19 protein-coding genes are annotated in these 14,964 nt (G+C 71.0%); 16 read left to right on the top strand and 3 right to left on the bottom strand.

All coding sequences use genetic code 11. The annotated features are described in order from the left end of the window. The first annotated feature begins 10 nt into the window (after positions 1 to 10). From ACZZ97_RS08410 to dapF, 3 genes are read left to right on the top strand one after another with little or no spacing between them, the layout of a single operon-like run. A complete protein-coding gene (locus ACZZ97_RS08410) occupies positions 11 to 619 on the top strand; it encodes a regulatory protein RecX (protein WP_463472857.1) in 609 nt (202 codons plus the stop codon). Between the two features lie 24 nt (positions 620 to 643). Further along, positions 644 to 1,585: a tRNA (adenosine(37)-N6)-dimethylallyltransferase MiaA gene (gene miaA / locus ACZZ97_RS08405; protein ID WP_314100751.1), complete on the top strand. Its 942-nt coding sequence runs from the start codon at positions 644 to 646 to the stop codon at positions 1,583 to 1,585. Beyond that, positions 1,582 to 2,460, top strand: a complete 879-nt coding sequence (dapF, locus tag ACZZ97_RS08400; RefSeq protein WP_314100750.1) for a diaminopimelate epimerase — start codon at positions 1,582 to 1,584, stop codon at positions 2,458 to 2,460. The genes miaA and dapF overlap by 4 nt, the downstream gene beginning before the upstream one ends. 54 nt (positions 2,461 to 2,514) lie before the next feature. Here dapF and ACZZ97_RS08395 read toward each other — a convergent pair whose 3' ends face one another. Beyond that, entirely contained in the window at positions 2,515 to 3,138 is a 624-nt protein-coding gene (locus ACZZ97_RS08395; RefSeq protein WP_314100749.1) for a class I SAM-dependent methyltransferase, read from the bottom strand. An 81-nt stretch (positions 3,139 to 3,219) separates the two neighbouring features. On the opposite strand from ACZZ97_RS08395, the gene hflX reads away from it, so the two are divergent. Next, complete coding sequence (hflX, locus tag ACZZ97_RS08390; protein WP_463472856.1) at positions 3,220 to 4,791, top strand: GTPase HflX; 1,572 nt, start codon at positions 3,220 to 3,222, stop codon at positions 4,789 to 4,791. Positions 4,792 to 4,866: 75 nt separating this feature from the next. Here the strand turns inward: hflX and lexA are convergent, their stop codons facing one another. Continuing rightward, positions 4,867 to 5,556, bottom strand: a complete 690-nt coding sequence (gene lexA / locus ACZZ97_RS08385; protein WP_314100747.1) for a transcriptional repressor LexA — start codon at positions 5,554 to 5,556, stop codon at positions 4,867 to 4,869. 251 nt (positions 5,557 to 5,807) lie between these two features. Here lexA and ACZZ97_RS08380 point away from each other — a divergent pair, with 251 nt between their 5' ends. The 6 genes from ACZZ97_RS08380 to ACZZ97_RS08355 all read left to right on the top strand — a co-directional run bounded on the left by ACZZ97_RS08380 (position 5,808) and on the right by ACZZ97_RS08355 (position 10,200). Next, entirely contained in the window at positions 5,808 to 6,179 is a 372-nt protein-coding gene (locus ACZZ97_RS08380) for a LysM peptidoglycan-binding domain-containing protein (RefSeq protein ID WP_314100746.1), read from the top strand. A 92-nt stretch (positions 6,180 to 6,271) separates the two neighbouring features. Further along, positions 6,272 to 7,357 carry a histidinol-phosphate transaminase gene (locus ACZZ97_RS08375; protein WP_314100745.1) on the top strand — a complete coding sequence of 362 codons (1,086 nt, stop codon included), beginning with the start codon at positions 6,272 to 6,274 and terminating at the stop codon, positions 7,355 to 7,357. After that, positions 7,354 to 7,968, top strand: a complete 615-nt coding sequence (gene hisB / locus ACZZ97_RS08370) for an imidazoleglycerol-phosphate dehydratase HisB (RefSeq protein WP_314100744.1) — start codon at positions 7,354 to 7,356, stop codon at positions 7,966 to 7,968. The genes ACZZ97_RS08375 and hisB overlap by 4 nt, the downstream gene beginning before the upstream one ends. Beyond that, positions 7,965 to 8,600 carry an imidazole glycerol phosphate synthase subunit HisH gene (gene hisH, locus ACZZ97_RS08365; protein WP_463472855.1) on the top strand — a complete coding sequence of 212 codons (636 nt, stop codon included), beginning with the start codon at positions 7,965 to 7,967 and terminating at the stop codon, positions 8,598 to 8,600. Before hisB ends, hisH begins: the two co-directional genes overlap by 4 nt. A 74-nt stretch (positions 8,601 to 8,674) precedes the next feature. Further along, a complete protein-coding gene (gene priA, locus ACZZ97_RS08360) occupies positions 8,675 to 9,424 on the top strand; it encodes a bifunctional 1-(5-phosphoribosyl)-5-((5-phosphoribosylamino)methylideneamino)imidazole-4-carboxamide isomerase/phosphoribosylanthranilate isomerase PriA (protein ID WP_463472854.1) in 750 nt (249 codons plus the stop codon). After that, positions 9,421 to 10,200, top strand: a complete 780-nt coding sequence (locus ACZZ97_RS08355; protein ID WP_463472853.1) for an SseB family protein — start codon at positions 9,421 to 9,423, stop codon at positions 10,198 to 10,200. The genes priA and ACZZ97_RS08355 overlap by 4 nt, the downstream gene beginning before the upstream one ends. A 52-nt stretch (positions 10,201 to 10,252) precedes the next feature. Here the strand turns inward: ACZZ97_RS08355 and ACZZ97_RS08350 are convergent, their stop codons facing one another. Further along, the gene (locus ACZZ97_RS08350) at positions 10,253 to 10,591 is read right to left on the bottom strand and encodes a DUF1844 domain-containing protein (RefSeq protein ID WP_123548743.1); all 339 of its coding nucleotides are present in this window, start codon (positions 10,589 to 10,591) and stop codon (positions 10,253 to 10,255) included. A gap of 330 nt (positions 10,592 to 10,921) precedes the next feature. On the opposite strand from ACZZ97_RS08350, the gene infC reads away from it, so the two are divergent. The 6 genes from infC (at position 10,922) to ACZZ97_RS08320 (ending at position 14,944) form a co-directional block, all read left to right on the top strand. After that, positions 10,922 to 11,569, top strand: a complete 648-nt coding sequence (gene infC / locus ACZZ97_RS08345) for a translation initiation factor IF-3 (protein ID WP_314100741.1) — start codon at positions 10,922 to 10,924, stop codon at positions 11,567 to 11,569. Positions 11,570 to 11,572: 3 nt separating this feature from the next. Beyond that, positions 11,573 to 11,767 (top strand): 50S ribosomal protein L35, encoded by a 195-nt coding sequence (gene rpmI, locus ACZZ97_RS08340; RefSeq protein ID WP_314100740.1) that lies wholly within the window; start codon positions 11,573 to 11,575, stop codon positions 11,765 to 11,767. A gap of 30 nt (positions 11,768 to 11,797) precedes the next feature. Beyond that, positions 11,798 to 12,190, top strand: a complete 393-nt coding sequence (gene rplT, locus ACZZ97_RS08335; protein ID WP_209561104.1) for a 50S ribosomal protein L20 — start codon at positions 11,798 to 11,800, stop codon at positions 12,188 to 12,190. Positions 12,191 to 12,307: 117 nt separating this feature from the next. Then, the gene (locus tag ACZZ97_RS08330; RefSeq protein WP_463473782.1) at positions 12,308 to 13,120 is read left to right on the top strand and encodes a TrmH family RNA methyltransferase; all 813 of its coding nucleotides are present in this window, start codon (positions 12,308 to 12,310) and stop codon (positions 13,118 to 13,120) included. 82 nt (positions 13,121 to 13,202) lie between these two features. After that, positions 13,203 to 13,940 carry an amino acid ABC transporter ATP-binding protein gene (locus ACZZ97_RS08325; protein ID WP_314100739.1) on the top strand — a complete coding sequence of 246 codons (738 nt, stop codon included), beginning with the start codon at positions 13,203 to 13,205 and terminating at the stop codon, positions 13,938 to 13,940. Between the two features lie 131 nt (positions 13,941 to 14,071). Next, positions 14,072 to 14,944, top strand: a complete 873-nt coding sequence (locus ACZZ97_RS08320; protein WP_314100738.1) for a glutamate ABC transporter substrate-binding protein — start codon at positions 14,072 to 14,074, stop codon at positions 14,942 to 14,944. Positions 14,945 to 14,964 lie beyond the last annotated feature (20 nt).

Raw genomic sequence — 14,964 nt, 5'->3', positions numbered from 1 at the left:
GCGGGATCCGGTGCGTGACGCGGCAGCCGCCCTGGCCGCCGTGACCGAGCACTGGTCGGACGGGTCCGCCGCGGCGCCTGTGCACGGCGACGAGGCAGAAGCCGAGGGGCCGCGCGAGGACCTGGACGCACAGCGGACCAGGGCCGAGAACGTCAGCCTGCACGCTCTCAGTCGACGGGGAGTCTCGTCGGCCGAGATGGCGTCGCTGCTCGAGGCCCGCGACCTCGATCCCGAGGTCGTGGCCGACGAGGTGTCGCGCCTCGAAGGGGTGGGCCTCCTCAACGACCGGGAACTCGCCGAGAACCTCCTCGAGACGAAGCAGGGCCGCAAGGGCCTCGGTCGGGGCGCCGTGACGTCCGAGCTGCGCTCGCGTGGCATCGACGCGTCCGTGATCGAGGAGGTCCTCGCCGAGACCGACGACGCCGACGAGCAGGCCAGGGCCGACGAGTGGGCCGAGAAGCGCGCAGGCTCGCTGCGCGGCCTGGACAGGGCCACTGCTGAGCGGCGTCTCAACGGCTACCTCATGCGCCGCGGCTACCGCTCCGACACCGTACGTCGTGCCGTGGAGAAGGCCCTGCCGCGCGGTGGCAGCAGCCGGGGCGGCGTCCGCTTCGAGTGACGCCCCGCCCTACACTGGGGCACCATGTCGACGGTCGGTGAAGGTGTGGGCGGCGGCCTGGTCGCCGTCGTCGGATCGACCGGCACCGGCAAGTCGGCGTTCTCGCTCGACCTGGCCGAGCGGCTCCGCGACGCGGGGCGTCCAGCCGAGATCGTCAACGCGGACGCGATGCAGCTCTACCGGGGGATGGACATCGGCACGGCCAAGCTGCCCGAGGCCGAGCGGCGAGGTGTGCCGCACCACCTCTTCGACGAGCTCGAGGTGACGGCCGAGGCCAGCGTCGAGTGGTACCAGTCCCGTGCTCGGACCGTGATCGACGACGTCCTCGCGCGCGGCGCCGTGCCCCTCCTGGTGGGTGGGTCCGGGCTCTACGTCTCGAGCGTGCTCTTCGACTTCCGGTTCCCGGGCACCGACGCCGCCGTGCGACAGCGCTTCGAGCGGGTGGCTGCGAGCGGCGGCCCCGGCGCGCTGCACGAGCTGCTCATCCAGACCGATCCGGTCGCCGCCGAGCGGATCGGACCGCACAACGCCCGGCGGCTCGTCCGGGCCCTCGAGGTCGGCGAGATCACCGGTGAGCCCTTCTCGGCGGCCCTGCCCGACGAGGCGCAGCGGTGGCGCCCCTCCTCGATCGTCGGCATCGCCGAGGAGAGACCGGTGCTCGTCGAGCGTCTCGATGCACGCGTCCGCGGCATGTGGGCCGACGGCCTGGTCGACGAGGTGCGAGGCCTGTTGCCGCTCGGCCTCGCCGACGGGATCACCGCCTCCCGGGCGATCGGCTACGCCCAGGCAGCGGCGCAGCTGCGGGGCGACACCGACGAAGAGGCGGCGATCAGCGAGACGCAGGCGCTCACGCGTCGCTACGCCCGCCGCCAGGTCAGCTGGTTCAAGCGGTACCCGGACGTCGACTGGTCGACCACGGGCGACCCGGCGGCCGTCGAGCGGGCCCTCGCTAGACTCCTCGGGTGACCACGACGCTCCAGTTCACCAAGGGACAGGGCACCGGGAACGACTTCGTGTTGTTCACCGACGCCGACGGCGAGACCGACCTCGACGGGGTCGCCATCCGCGCCCTGACCGACCGTCGTTTCGGCGTGGGGGCCGACGGGGTCATCCGTGCCGTCCGCTCATCCGCGTTCCCGGCCGGCGCCGCGGCGCTGGCGAGCGATCCCTCCGCCGAGTGGTTCATGGACTACCACAACGCCGACGGCAGCCTCGCCGAGATGTGCGGCAACGGCGTCCGCGTCTTCGTGCGCTACCTGGTAGAGCGCGGCCTGGTCGACCTGCCCGTCGGCGAGGCCCTCACGATCGGCACGCGTGCCGGCGTGCGGACGGTGCGGCGAGACGGCTCGGGCTTCCGGGTCGACCTCGGCGTCTGGGCCCTCGGGGACGACGAGCCGACGGTCCGCGCCCGAGAACTCCACGCGGCGAGGCCGGGCCTGTCCCTCTCGGTCGGCAACCCGCACGTGGTCGTCGCCCTCGCCTCCGACGACGAGCTCGACGGGCTCGACCTCTCCTGGGTCCCGGTGCTCGATCCCGCGCCTGCCGAGGGCGCCAACGTCGAGTTCGTGGTCCCGTCCGATCCGCTCGTGGTCGACGGCATCGGCCACATCCGCATGCGCGTGCACGAGCGCGGCAGCGGCGAGACGCTCTCGTGCGGCACGGGCGCGGCGGCTGCGGCACTCGCCGTGCGGCACTGGGCCGGCGCGGGCGCGCCCGACGACTGGTCCGTCGAGGTGCCGGGTGGCATCCTCGGGGTCCACGTCGCGGCCGGAGCCGATGGTGAGCACGTGTCGCTCAGCGGCCCGGCCGAGCTCGTGTTCAGCGGCGCGCTGACCCTCTAGCCGTCCCTCCCCGGGCGTGGGCCCTCGGGCGACGACCCTGTCGTACCGGCTCGCCTAGGCGAGCGGCGAGGAGGCGCGTCGGGCCCGCAGCACCCGGTACCCCTTGCTCGTCGAGGCCCGCTCCACCTGCACCACGTCCGCCATGGTCGTGTTCATCCATGCCTGCAACGAGTCGGCGCCGAGGTTCTTCTGCACGACGAGCCAGGCGTCGGAGCCGGGCTCGAGGCGTGGCAGCCAGGTCTCCAGGAGGCCGTGCAGCACCTCCTTGCCGACCCGGATGGGCGGATTCGACCAGATCGACGCGAACACGACGTCGTCGGGAACACCGTCGGGCGTCACGGCGTTGACGTTGTGGAGGCCCGCGGCCCGTGCGTTCTCACGGACGAGGTCGAGGACCCTCTCGTTCACGTCGACGGCCCACACCGTCGCGTCGGGTGACGACAACGCGAGGCTCAGTGTGATGGGGCCCCATCCGCACCCGACGTCCAGCAGGTCGCCCGTCGCGGGCGGCTGCGGTGCACCGGCCAGCAGGACGGCCGTGCCCGGGTCGACCCGCTCGGGGCTGAAGACGCCCGACGCCGTCGTGAGCGTCAGCTCTCGCCCTGCGAGGGTCGCCGTGATCGTCCGCCGACGCAGCTCGCTCTCCGGCTTCGGGGAGAAGTAGTGGTCGTTGGTCACGCGGGACAACTTACCGAACATCAGCTGCCTGGCCCGTGACGGCCCAGGCTCGACCCCCTCCGGAGGGCTAGTATCACTTCGATGACATACACCCCCACGACCCCGCTCGACGACGAGCGTGACGGACAGCCCGGCGACGACGTCGTGTCGCGGGTCCTCGAGCGTGCGGCGTCGCGGGCGTCCGCCTACACGATCTTCTCGCCTGCCCAGGCGATCCAGACCCGCTCGCTCGACGGCTCGGGCGACGGCGACCAGTACGACCGCGAGGACCGGGCCGCGCTCCGTCGCGTGGCCGGCCTCTCGACCGAGCTGGAGGACGTCACCGAGGTCGAGTACCGCCAGCTCCGCCTCGAGAACGTCGTCCTGATCGGCGTGTGGTCGCAGGGTTCGCTCTCGGACGCCGAGAACTCGCTCCGCGAGCTCGCCGCGCTGGCCGAGACCGCGGGCGCGTCGGTGCTCGACGGCCTCCTGCAGCGTCGGCCGAACCCGGACCCCAGCACCTACCTCGGCAAGGGCAAGGCAGAAGAACTGCGACAGACCGTCGCCGCCCTCGGCGCGGACACGGTCATCGCCGACACCGAGCTCGCACCGAGCCAGCGGCGTGCGCTGGAGGACGTCGTCAAGGTCAAGGTCATCGACCGCACGGCCGTCATCCTCGACATCTTCAGCCAGCACGCGAAGAGCCGCGAGGGCAAGGCGCAGGTCGAGCTCGCCCAGCTCGAGTACCTGCTCCCGCGACTCCGTGGCTGGGGAGACTCGATGTCCCGCCAGGCCGGTGGCCAGGTCGGCGGTGCCGGTGCCGGCATGGGCAGCAGGGGCCCCGGTGAGACGAAGATCGAGCTCGACCGTCGCCGGATCCACACGCGCATGGCCCGCCTCCGGCGCCAGATCAAGGAGATGAAGCCGGCTCGCGACGCCAAGCGAGCGAACCGCGACCGCAACGAGGTGCCCTCCGTGGCGATCGCCGGCTACACGAACGCAGGAAAGTCGAGCCTGCTGAACCGGCTCACGAGCGCTGGCGTCCTGGTCGAGAACGCCCTCTTCGCCACCCTCGACGCGACGGTGCGCAAGAGCGCCACCACCGACGGTCGACCCTTCACCTACGCCGACACGGTGGGCTTCGTGCGAAACCTGCCGCACCAGCTCGTCGAGGCCTTCCGCTCGACGCTCGAGGAGGTCGCCGGCTCCGACGTCATCGTGCACGTCGTCGACGGATCGCACCCCGACCCGGCCGCGCAGCTGGCGACGGTGCGCGAGGTCATCGGCGAGGTCGACGGCCGGGACATCCCCGAGGTCGTGGTCTTCAACAAGAGCGACCTCGTCGACGACGACCAGCGGCTGGTGCTGCAGGGGCTCGAGCCGACGGCCGTCTTCGTGTCGGCGCGCACGGGCGAGGGCATCGACGAGCTGCTGGCGAAGCTCGCCGGGCTGCTGCCCGAGCCCGAGGTCGAGCTCGACCTCCTCGTGCCCTACGACCGCGGCGACGTGGTGTCGCACCTGCACGACTCCGGCCGGGTCCTGACGACCGACTACGACGAGCAGGGCACCCGGGTGCACGCCCGCGTCTACCCGAGCGACGTCGCGGCGCTCTCGCCGTTCGTGCGCACGGAGACTGCCGACGCCGTCGAGACCACGGAGGCAGCCGCCTCCTGAGTCGTTCGCTCCCTGCACGAGGAAGCGCCTCCGACCCGGCCAGGGCAGGAGGCGCTTCGTCGTTCTCGGGACGCGTCAGACCGAGCGGAGCACCGCCACGACCTTGCCGAGGATCTGCGCGTGGTCGCCCACGATCGGCTCGAAGGCGCTGTTGCGGGGCAGCAGCCAGGTGTGGCCGTCTCGCTGCCGGAAGACCTTGACCGTGGCCTCGTCGTCGAGCATGGCCGCGACGATGTCGCCGTTCTCGGCGTTCTGCTGTTGCCGGACGACCACCCAGTCGCCGTCGCAGATGGCGGCGTCGATCATGGACTCGCCGACGACGCGGAGCATGAACAGCTCGCCCTTGCCGACGAGCTGCCGGGGGAGCGGCATGACGTCCTCGACCTGCTGCTCGGCGGTGATGGGGATGCCGGCCGCGATGCGGCCGACCATCGGGACGTGGGCGGTGTCGCCGTCGTCGCTCGTCGAGAGGATGCTCGTCACGGGGGCGGCGGCAGGCGTCGGGTCGCCCAGCACCTCGAGGGCGCGCGGGCGGTTGGGATCGCGGCGGATCCGGCCGGCGAGCTCGAGCTGGTTGAGCTGGTGGGTCACGCTCGACAGCGACTTGAGGCCGACGGCGTCGCCGATCTCGCGCATGCTCGGCGGGTAGCCGCTCTGGGCGATGCTCGCCTGGATCGCGGCCAGGATCGACTCCTGCTTGGCGGTGAGCGCCTTGCGCGGGGGCGTCGCCGGGGCGGTCGCCGTCGCGCTGTGCCGGTCGGTCATCTCTCTCCTGCCGTCGATGTCGGTGGTCGCTGGTGTACTCGTCCCACCGACTGGAACCTATCGGATCACGGCCACTTGGCGAAACACATGTTCGAGTGTGTCGCGCTTGTCTGCGGGCGATGTTCGAGAGAAATGGTTGCGGTCGGGCTCAGTCGAAGATATGTTCGGTACACGTCTTCGTGTCCGGCATTCCCGGCCGAGTGCCGGGCACGAACTCGTACGACAACTCTCGCGGTGAAAGGAACCACCTCATGAGCGCCACCAGCATCAGCAACGACATCGTCGGCATCACCGGCGGCTCGGTCGTCCCTCGCACCCGCCTGCGCATCACGCGTCGGGGCAGGCGAGTGGTCGGCGCCGCGGTCGCGCTCGGCGCCACCGGCATCGTGGCCGCGGGCTTGCTGCTCGGCCCCGGTGCCGTCGCCTCCGACCAGGCCGCAGACGTGTCCTTCGCCCAGGTCACGGTCGAGGGCGGCGAGTCGCTCTGGCAGGTCGCGAGCGAGATCGCCCCCACCAAAGACCCGCGCGACGTCGTCAGCGACCTCGTCCGCCTGAACAACCTGCCGAGCGCCGAGGTGGCAGCGGGCCAGACGCTGGCGGTCCCCGAGAAGTACAGCCGCTGATCTGGTGTGGCCGGGGTTGACTGGTCCGTTCCGTTCCGGTCCGGTCCGGTCACGGTGAGGTCGGCACTCCGCCTGCCGCCTACCATGGACTCGTGTCCTTCAGCCTCGCCGACCTGCCCATCCGAGACGACCTCAAGGGGCTGACGCCGTACGGCGCTCCCCAAGAACGCGTGCCCGTCGCCCTCAACGTCAACGAGAACACGCACCCCGTTCCTGCCGACGTCGCCGCCGACATCCTCGAGGCCGTCGGCGCGGCACTCGTCGACGTGAACCGCTACCCCGATCGCGAGTTCTCGACCCTCCGCGATTCGCTGGCGGGCTACCTCGGACACGGACTCAGCCGTGAGCACATCTGGGCGGCGAACGGCTCCAACGAGGTCATCCAGCAGATCCTGCAGGCCTTCGGCGGCCCGGGCCGCTCCGTGCTGGGGTTCCCGCCCACGTACTCGATGCACTCGATCATCGCGGCGGGCACCGGCAGCACCTGGCTCGAGGGCGCCCGCGACGAGGGCTTCACGATCACGCCCGAGACGGCGGTCGCCGAGATCGAGCGTCTCCGGCCCGACGTCGTCTTCTTCTGCGGGCCGAACAACCCGACGGGCACCCCGCTCGACCTCGACACGGTCCGGGCCGCGTACGACGCGACCGACGGCATGGTCTTCGTCGACGAGGCCTACGCCGAGTTCATGCCGGCCGGCCAGCCCACGGCGCTCACCCTTCTCGAGGGCCGGGAGCGCCTCATCGTCTCGCGCACCATGAGCAAGGCCTTCGCCTTCGCCGGTGCCCGGGTCGGCTACATGGCGGCACACCCTGCCGTCGTCGACGCACTCCGCCTGGTGCGGCTGCCGTACCACCTCTCGTCCCTCACGCAGGCGGCGGCCGTCGCAGCCCTCGCGCACGCCGACGAGATGCTCGCGATGGTCGACGACATCAAGGCCCAGCGCGACCGCATCGTGCGTGTCCTGACCGAGCTCGGCTACAGCCCGTGGCCGACCTGGTCGAACTTCGTCCTCTTCGGGGGCGTCGACGACCCGGCCGACGTCTTCCGTCGCCTCCTCGCCCGTGGCGTGATCGTCCGCGACCTCGGCATCGAGGGGCACCTCCGGGTGAGCGCGGGCACCGAGGCCGAGACGACCGCGTTCCTCGACGCGCTGCGCGACATTAGGCTCTCCTCGTGACCGATCAGCCTCGCGCCCGCACCGCCTCCTCGTCCCGCGAGACGAGCGAGTCGCGCATCCAGCTGTCCCTCGACCTCGACGGGACGGGGCGCTCGTCGATCGACACGTCCGTGCCGTTCTTCGACCACCTCCTGACGGCCCTGTCGAAGCACTCGCTCATCGACCTCGACGTGTCGGCGGCGGGCGACACCCACATCGACGTCCACCACACGGTGGAGGACGTGGGCATCGTGCTCGGCGGCGCGATCAGGGAGGCGCTGGGCGACAAGGCCGGCATCTCCCGCTACGGCGACGCGCTCGTGCCCCTCGACGAGGCGCTGGTCCAGGCCGTCGTCGACGTCTCGGGCCGCCCGTACCTCGTGCACACCGGCGAGCCCGAGGGCTTCGAGTACCACCTCATCGGCGGCCACTTCACCGGCTCGATGGTGCGCCACGTCTTCGAGGCGATCACGTTCCACGCCGGCATCACCGTCCACGTGCGCGTGCTCGGCGGCCGTGACCCGCACCACATCGCCGAGGCGGAGTTCAAGGCCTTCGCGCGGGCCCTGCGCCAGGCCGTCCAGCCCGACGCCCGGGTGACCGGGGTGCCGTCCACGAAGGGCGCCCTGTGACGGTCCGTCCCACCGTGGCCGTCCTCGACTACGGCAGCGGCAACGTGCACTCGGCGGTCAAGGCCCTCGAGCTCGCGGGCGCCGACGTCGAGCTCACGCGCGACCGCGCCAGGGTGCAGGCGGCTGACGGGCTGTTCGTCCCGGGCGTCGGTGCTTTCGGCGCCGTGATGAGCCAGCTGCAGTCGGTCCGCGGCGGCGAGATGATCGACCGGCGACTCGCGGGCGGCCGTCCCGTCATGGGCATCTGCGTCGGCATGCAGGTCTTCTTCGAGGGCGGGGTCGAGCGCGGTGCGACGACCGGCGGCCTCGGCGAGTGGCCCGGCGTCGTCGACGAACTGAAGGCTGAGGTGCTGCCGCACATGGGCTGGAACCTCGTCGACGCCCCCGAGGGCAGCGTCCTCTTCGAGGGCGTGCGCGACGAGCGCTTCTACTTCGTGCACTCGTTCGCGGCGCAGGCCTGGACCCTCGACGTGATCCGTCCGTTCCCCGAGCCCCACGTCACGTGGGCCGACCACGGCGGACGCTTCGTCGCGGCCGTCGAGAACGGACCGCTCTGGGCGACGCAGTTCCACCCCGAGAAGTCGGGGCAGCCGGGCATCAGGCTGCTCTCGAACTGGCTCCGCACCCTCTGACCCGCACCCCTGACCCGACCGCGATCCCGGCTCCCGTCGGCGACAGCACGCGGCACGTCCGCGAGAGAGACACCATGAGCGACTTCTGCACGACCCCCGGCCTCACCCTGTTCCCCGCCGTCGACGTCGCCGGCGGGCAGGCCGTCCGCCTGACGCAGGGCGAGGCCGGCACCGAGACCGGCTACGGCGACCCCGTGGCGGCGGCCGACGACTGGAAGTCGCAGGGCGCCGAGTGGCTGCACCTCGTCGACCTCGACGCGGCGTTCGGGCGGGGTGACAACCGGTCGGTCATCAAGAAGGTCATCAAGCAGGTCAAGGGCATCGACGTCGAGCTCAGCGGCGGCATCCGCGACGACCGCTCGCTCGACGACGCCCTGAGCACGGGCGTCAAGCGCATCAACCTGGGCACCGCCGCGCTCGAGAACCCCGAGTGGGCCGCCCACGTCATCGCCGAGTACGGCGAGGCCGTCGCGGTCGGGCTCGACGTGCGGGGCACGACGCTCGCCGCGCGCGGCTGGACGGAGGACGGCGGCGACCTCTGGACGGTCCTCGCCCGGCTCGAGGACGCAGGGTGCGCGCGCTACGTCGTGACCGACGTGACGAAGGACGGCACCCTGACCGGCCCGAACACGGATCTCCTCCGGCAGGTCATGGAGCGCACCGACCGTCCGGTCATCGCCTCGGGGGGCATCTCGAGCCTCGACGACATCGCGGCTCTCCGCGAGCTCGTCCCCCTCGGCCTCGAAGGGGCCATCGTCGGCAAGGCCCTCTACTCGGGTGCCTTCACCCTCGCCGCCGCGCTCGACGTCGCATCGGTGTCGTGAGCCGCGGCCACGAGCCCACGCCCGCGGCCGACAGCGCCGGGCGGCCCTTCGCGGGCCGCACCTTCGACCACCACGACACGGCCCACGCGGGTGACGACGGCTCGGCCGACCCGCGCCTCCTCGAGGCCCTGGTCCGTTTCGGCGCGGGCGGGCTGCCCGAGCACGAGGTCGTCGACGCCCTGCGTCCCGCGCGTCTGCTGATCCCGCTGGTCGCGGTCGCGGGGGAGGAGGGGCTCCACGACCACGGTCGCCGCGTCGACAAGACGCAGGAGTTGTCCATCGTGACGGTGGCCGGCCCGGACGGCCGCGCCGTGCTGCCGGCGTTCACCAGTGTCGAGGCCCTCAGCCGCTGGGACGCCGTGGCGCGTCCGGTCCCGGTCGACGCGCGACGGGTCGCCCTGGCGGCCGTCGCCGAGTCGACCGAGCACCTCGTGCTCGACCCGGGTTCGCCCACCGAGTTCGGGGTCCGGCGACCGGCGCTCTGGGCCGTCGCTCAGGACCTGCCCTGGGTGCCCGCCCACACGGACGAGGCGGTCCTGCAGGCTTTCCTCGCCGCGTCGAGCGACGAGGAGGCGCTGGTCGGGCTGGCGATCTCGCCCGGCTACCGAGGCGCCCGTCTGGGCACGCCCGAGATCGTCGTCCGGCTCGCGGTGCGTGCCGGGCTCGACCAGGTGCAGCTGGGGGAGCTGCTGCAGCGCCTCCAGGCGTCGTGGCAGGCCGACCCGGTGATCGTGGACCGCGTCGACAGCATGTCCGTCAGCGTCGTCCCCGCCTGAGGCGGGTCAGATCGACGCGTCGGACGATCGGGTCAGCCCACCTGGTCGCGAGTCAGGTGACCGGGCCGGTGAGCTTCTCGCCGGGGCCCTTGCCGACGGCGTCGGGGATCGAGCTGGCCTCGCGGAAGGCGAGCTGCAGCGAACGGAGGCCGTCGCGCAGGGCGCGGGCGTGCTGGTCGCCGATCTCGGGCGCGCTGGCCACGACGAGGCCGGCGAGCGACGAGATGAGCTTGCGTGCCTCGTCGAGGTCGGTCTGCGCCGCGGGATCGTCGGCCAGGCCGACCTTGACGGCCGCCGCGCTCATCAGGTGCACCGCGACGGTGTTGATGACCTCGACCGCGTTGACGTCGGCGATGTCGCGGACGGCGTCGGACGGGTGCTCGACCGGGATGCCGACGGGAGCGTCGTCGTGGCCGTCGGCGGGGTGGGTGTGCGGGGTGTGGCTCACGTGCTGATCCTCTGCTAGGCTTCTCCAGGCTCGCAGCGTCTGCTGCGTGCGAAAGTGGAGATTCTCCCACCCGCGCTTGACCGTCACACGAGGTTACCGGGTTGTTGGCACCCCGTTCGATCTGCACCACCCCGAAGAGCGATCCTCGAGGCGGAGCGGGCCGGGCAGCCAGGGTGCAGTGCACGGCCGTCGAGAGACGGCACGGGCCGCGAGAGCGACCGGTGCGCGAACCTCCTCTTTCCCTTCCGCCCCTCCGGGGCGGCAGGTGACGAAGTGACGACAGAGGAGTTCCGCATCAGCGATCCCCGTACGAACGACCGTATCCGCGTCCCCGAGGTCCGCCTCGTGGGGCCTGCAGGTGAGCAGATCGGCGTCGTTCCCATCGCCATGGCGCTGCGTCTCGCCGCAGAGGCCGAACTCGACCTGGTCGAGGTGGCCCCCAACTCGAAGCCTCCCGTGGCCAAGATCATGGATCACGGGAAGTTCAAGTACGAGGCTGCGCAGAAGGCGAAAGAGGCCCGACGCAACCAGGCGAACACCATCCTCAAAGAGGTCCGGTTCCGTCTGAAGATCGACAAGCACGACTACGAGACCAAGCGCAAGCGCGCCGAGGGCTTCCTCGAGGGCGGCGACAAGGTCAAGGCCATGATCCTGTTCCGCGGTCGCGAGCAGTCGCGTCCCGACCAGGGCGTGCGTCTGCTCCAGCGCTTCGCTGAGGACGTGTCCGAGCTGGGCAGTGTCGAGTCCACCCCCACCATCGACGGCCGCAACATGGTCATGGTGATCGGGCCCCACAAGAACAAGTCCGAGGCGAAGGCCGAGGCCGAAGCTCGCAAGGCGGCGAACAAGCCCCCGAAGCACCCCACGTCCGACAAGGCGGCGGCCGATGCACCGGCCGAGCCGACAGAAGAGAGCAAGTAGCACATGCCCAAGCAGAAGACCCACTCCGGTGCCAAGAAGCGTTTCAAGGTCACCGGTTCCGGCAAGATCATGAAGCAGCAGGCCGGCATGCGACACAACCTCGAGGTGAAGAGCGCCAGCCGCAAGGCGCGCCTCAACCAGGACCAGCTGTTGGCCCCGGCCGACGCCAAGGTCGCCCGGAAGCTTCTCGGTCACTGACCGCTGACACGAACGTAGAGGAACAAGAAAATGGCAAGAGTCAAGAGAGCGGTCAACGCCGCCAAGAAGCGTCGCGTCATCCTCGAGCGCGCCGAGGGCTACCGCGGTCAGCGTTCGCGCCTGTACCGCAAGGCCAAGGAGCAGGTCACCCACTCGCTCGTCTACTCGTACCGTGACCGCCGTGCGCGCAAGGGCGAGTTCCGCCGCCTGTGGATCCAGCGCATCAACGCCGCGTCGCGTCAGAACGGCCTGACCTACAACCGCCTCATCCAGGGCCTGTCCCTGGCTGGCATCGAGGTCGACCGTCGCATCCTGGCCGAGCTGGCCGTGCACGAGCCCGCCACCTTCGCGTCGATCGTCGCGACGGCCAAGGCTGCGCTGCCCGCCGACACCTCGGCCCCCAAGGCCACGGTCGCCGCGTAGCACGCACTGCGTCAGCATCACCAGCACCACCTCCGGAGGGCCCGGACAGCACTTGCTGTCCGGGCCCTCCGTCGTTCCCGGGGTCGGGTGCGGCATAGTTGTCGCGTGCGCACCCCTCTGATCGACAACCCCCGTTCGCCGCGAGTCCGGGCGGTGGCGAAGCTCTCCAAGCGGGACGCCCGCACCGAGACGGGGCTGTTCCTGCTGGAGGGGCCGCAGGCGGTGTCCGAGGCGCTCGCGTTCCGTCCCGAGCTGGTGCTCGAGCTCTACGTCACTCCCACCGCCCTCGAGCGGCACCCGGGGCTGGCGGACGCGGCCGGCGAGGCGGGCCTCGAGGCGGAGTTCGTCACCGAGGCCGTGCTCGACGCCATGGCCGACACCGTGACCCCGCAGGGCGTGGTGGCCGTCTGCCGTCAGTTCCCCACGTCGGTCAAGGACATCTTCGCCGAGGGCGACGACGGCGGCCCGAAGCTCATCGCCATCCTCGAGGAGGTGCGTGACCCGGGCAACGCCGGGACGATCATCCGCGCCGCCGACGCCGCCGGTGCCGACGCCGTCGTGATGACCGGTCGAAGCGTCGACCTCTACAACCCGAAGGTCGTCCGCGCGACGACCGGCTCACTCTTCCACGTCCCCGTCGCGGTCGGCATCGACCTGGCCAGCGTCGTGGCGCGGTGCGCCGAGGCGGGCATGCAGGTCATCGCCGCCGACGTCAAGGGCGACGACCTGCTGCAGGCGCGGCAGGACGGCGTCCTCGACGCCCCGACCGCCTGGCTCTTCGGCAACGAGGCGCGCGGGCTCACCGACGACGACCTCGCGCGGGCCGACCGAGCGGTCGTGGTGCCCATCTACGGGCACGCCGAGTCGATGAACCTGGCGACCGCCGCCTCCGTCTGCCTCTACGAGAGCGCGTTCGCCCAGCGCTCCTAGGCGGACCGGACGGCTCGTTTCGGTTGCGTTACGAATCAGCTGTGAGTTTGACCCCCTACCGGGCGTCTGTTTGTGTGGACCCATGGAACCCCTCGTCGTGGTCGACCACGTCAACAAGCACTTCGGTCAGCTGCACGTCCTGAAAGACGTCACGACCACCGTCGGGCGGGGCGAGGTCGTCGTGGTGATCGGTCCGAGCGGCTCGGGCAAGTCGACGCTCTGCCGGGCGATCAACCGCCTCGAGACGATCGACGACGGCGTCATCACGATCGACGGCACGCGTCTGCCCGAAGAGGGCTCGGCCCTCGCGAAGCTCCGTGCCGACGTGGGCATGGTGTTCCAGAGCTTCAACCTCTTCGCCCACAAGACGGTCCTCGAGAACGTCACGCTCGGGCAGATCAAGGTGCGCGGCCGGTCCAAGGCCGAGGCCGAGAAGCGCGCGATGGAGCTGCTGGACCGCGTCGGGGTGGGCAACCAGGCGTCCAAGATGCCTGCTCAGCTCTCCGGTGGGCAGCAGCAGCGCGTGGCCATCGCCCGCGCCCTGGCGATGGACCCCAAGGTGATGCTCCTCGACGAGCCGACCAGCGCGCTCGACCCCGAGATGATCACCGAGGTCCTCGACGTCATGGTGCAGCTCGCGAAGGACGGCATGACGATGATCGTCGTCACCCACGAGATGGGCTTCGCCCGCAAGGCGGCCGACCGTGTCGTGTTCATGGCCGAGGGCGAGATCGTCGAAGAAGCGACGCCCGAGGAGTTCTTCACTGCCCCGAAGTCGGACCGGGCCCGCGACTTCCTCTCGAAGATCCTCACGCACTGAGCCCAGCACGCCCCGTCACGGGGCGTCCTCGGCCACCCCTCCGCACCTCCTGCGCCCCCGGCGTCGATGAGGCGCCCCACCAGACTCCCGGACGTCGACCGTCGACCGGGTCACCCAGCAAGGAGAACGACATGCGACTCAGCAAGGGATTCGTCGCCGCAGCCGCAGCCGCCGTGACGGTGCTCGGCCTGACGGCCTGCACCGACTCGTCGGCACCCGCCGTCGACGTCGAGACGCCCGCCGACTTCGCGGCCGGCAGCACGATGGCCGAGCTCGCCGACGCGGGCGAGATCACGATCGGAACCAAGTTCGACCAGCCGCTCTTCGGCCTGGCGAACCCGGACGGCGTGCCGGAGGGCTTCGACGCCGAGATCGGCAAGCTGATCGCCGCGAAGCTCGGCATCGAGCCCGACTCCATCAACTGGGTCGAGACCGTGTCGGCCAACCGCGAGCCGTTCATCCAGAACGGCCAGGTCGACCTCGTCATCGCGACGTACACGATCAACGACGCCCGCAAAGAGGTGGTCTCGTTCGCCGGCCCGTACTACGAGGCCGGTCAGGACCTCCTCGTGCTCGAGGGCAACCCCGAGGGCATCGAGAGCGTCGACGACCTCGCGGGCAAGCAGGTCTGCACGGTCAGCGGCTCGACCAGCGAGGCCAACATCGCCGAGTACGTCAGCGCGCCGACCGACATCATCGCGACCGACACGTACTCGAACTGCCTCGAGCCGCTGCGCACGGGCGCGGTCCAGGCCGTGACGACCGACAACGTCATCCTGGCCGGCCTCGCCGACCAGAACGAGGGCGAGTTCGAGGTCGTCGGCGAGCCCTTCACGGCAGAGCCCTACGGCATCGGCCTCGCGCTGGACGACACCGACTTCCGCATGTTCGTCAACGACACGCTGCAGGACGCCGAGGACGACGGCACCTGGGACGAGCTGTGGGAGAAGACGGCCGGCAAGGTCCTCGAGACCCCCGAGCCCCCGGCGATCGACCGCTACTAGCGACATCGACGGACACCGTG

The organism is Frigoribacterium sp. AC512, from assembly GCF_979258295.1.
The sequence above is the reverse complement of the archived record's forward strand: the minus strand, read 5'-3'. Positions and strand labels throughout refer to the sequence as shown.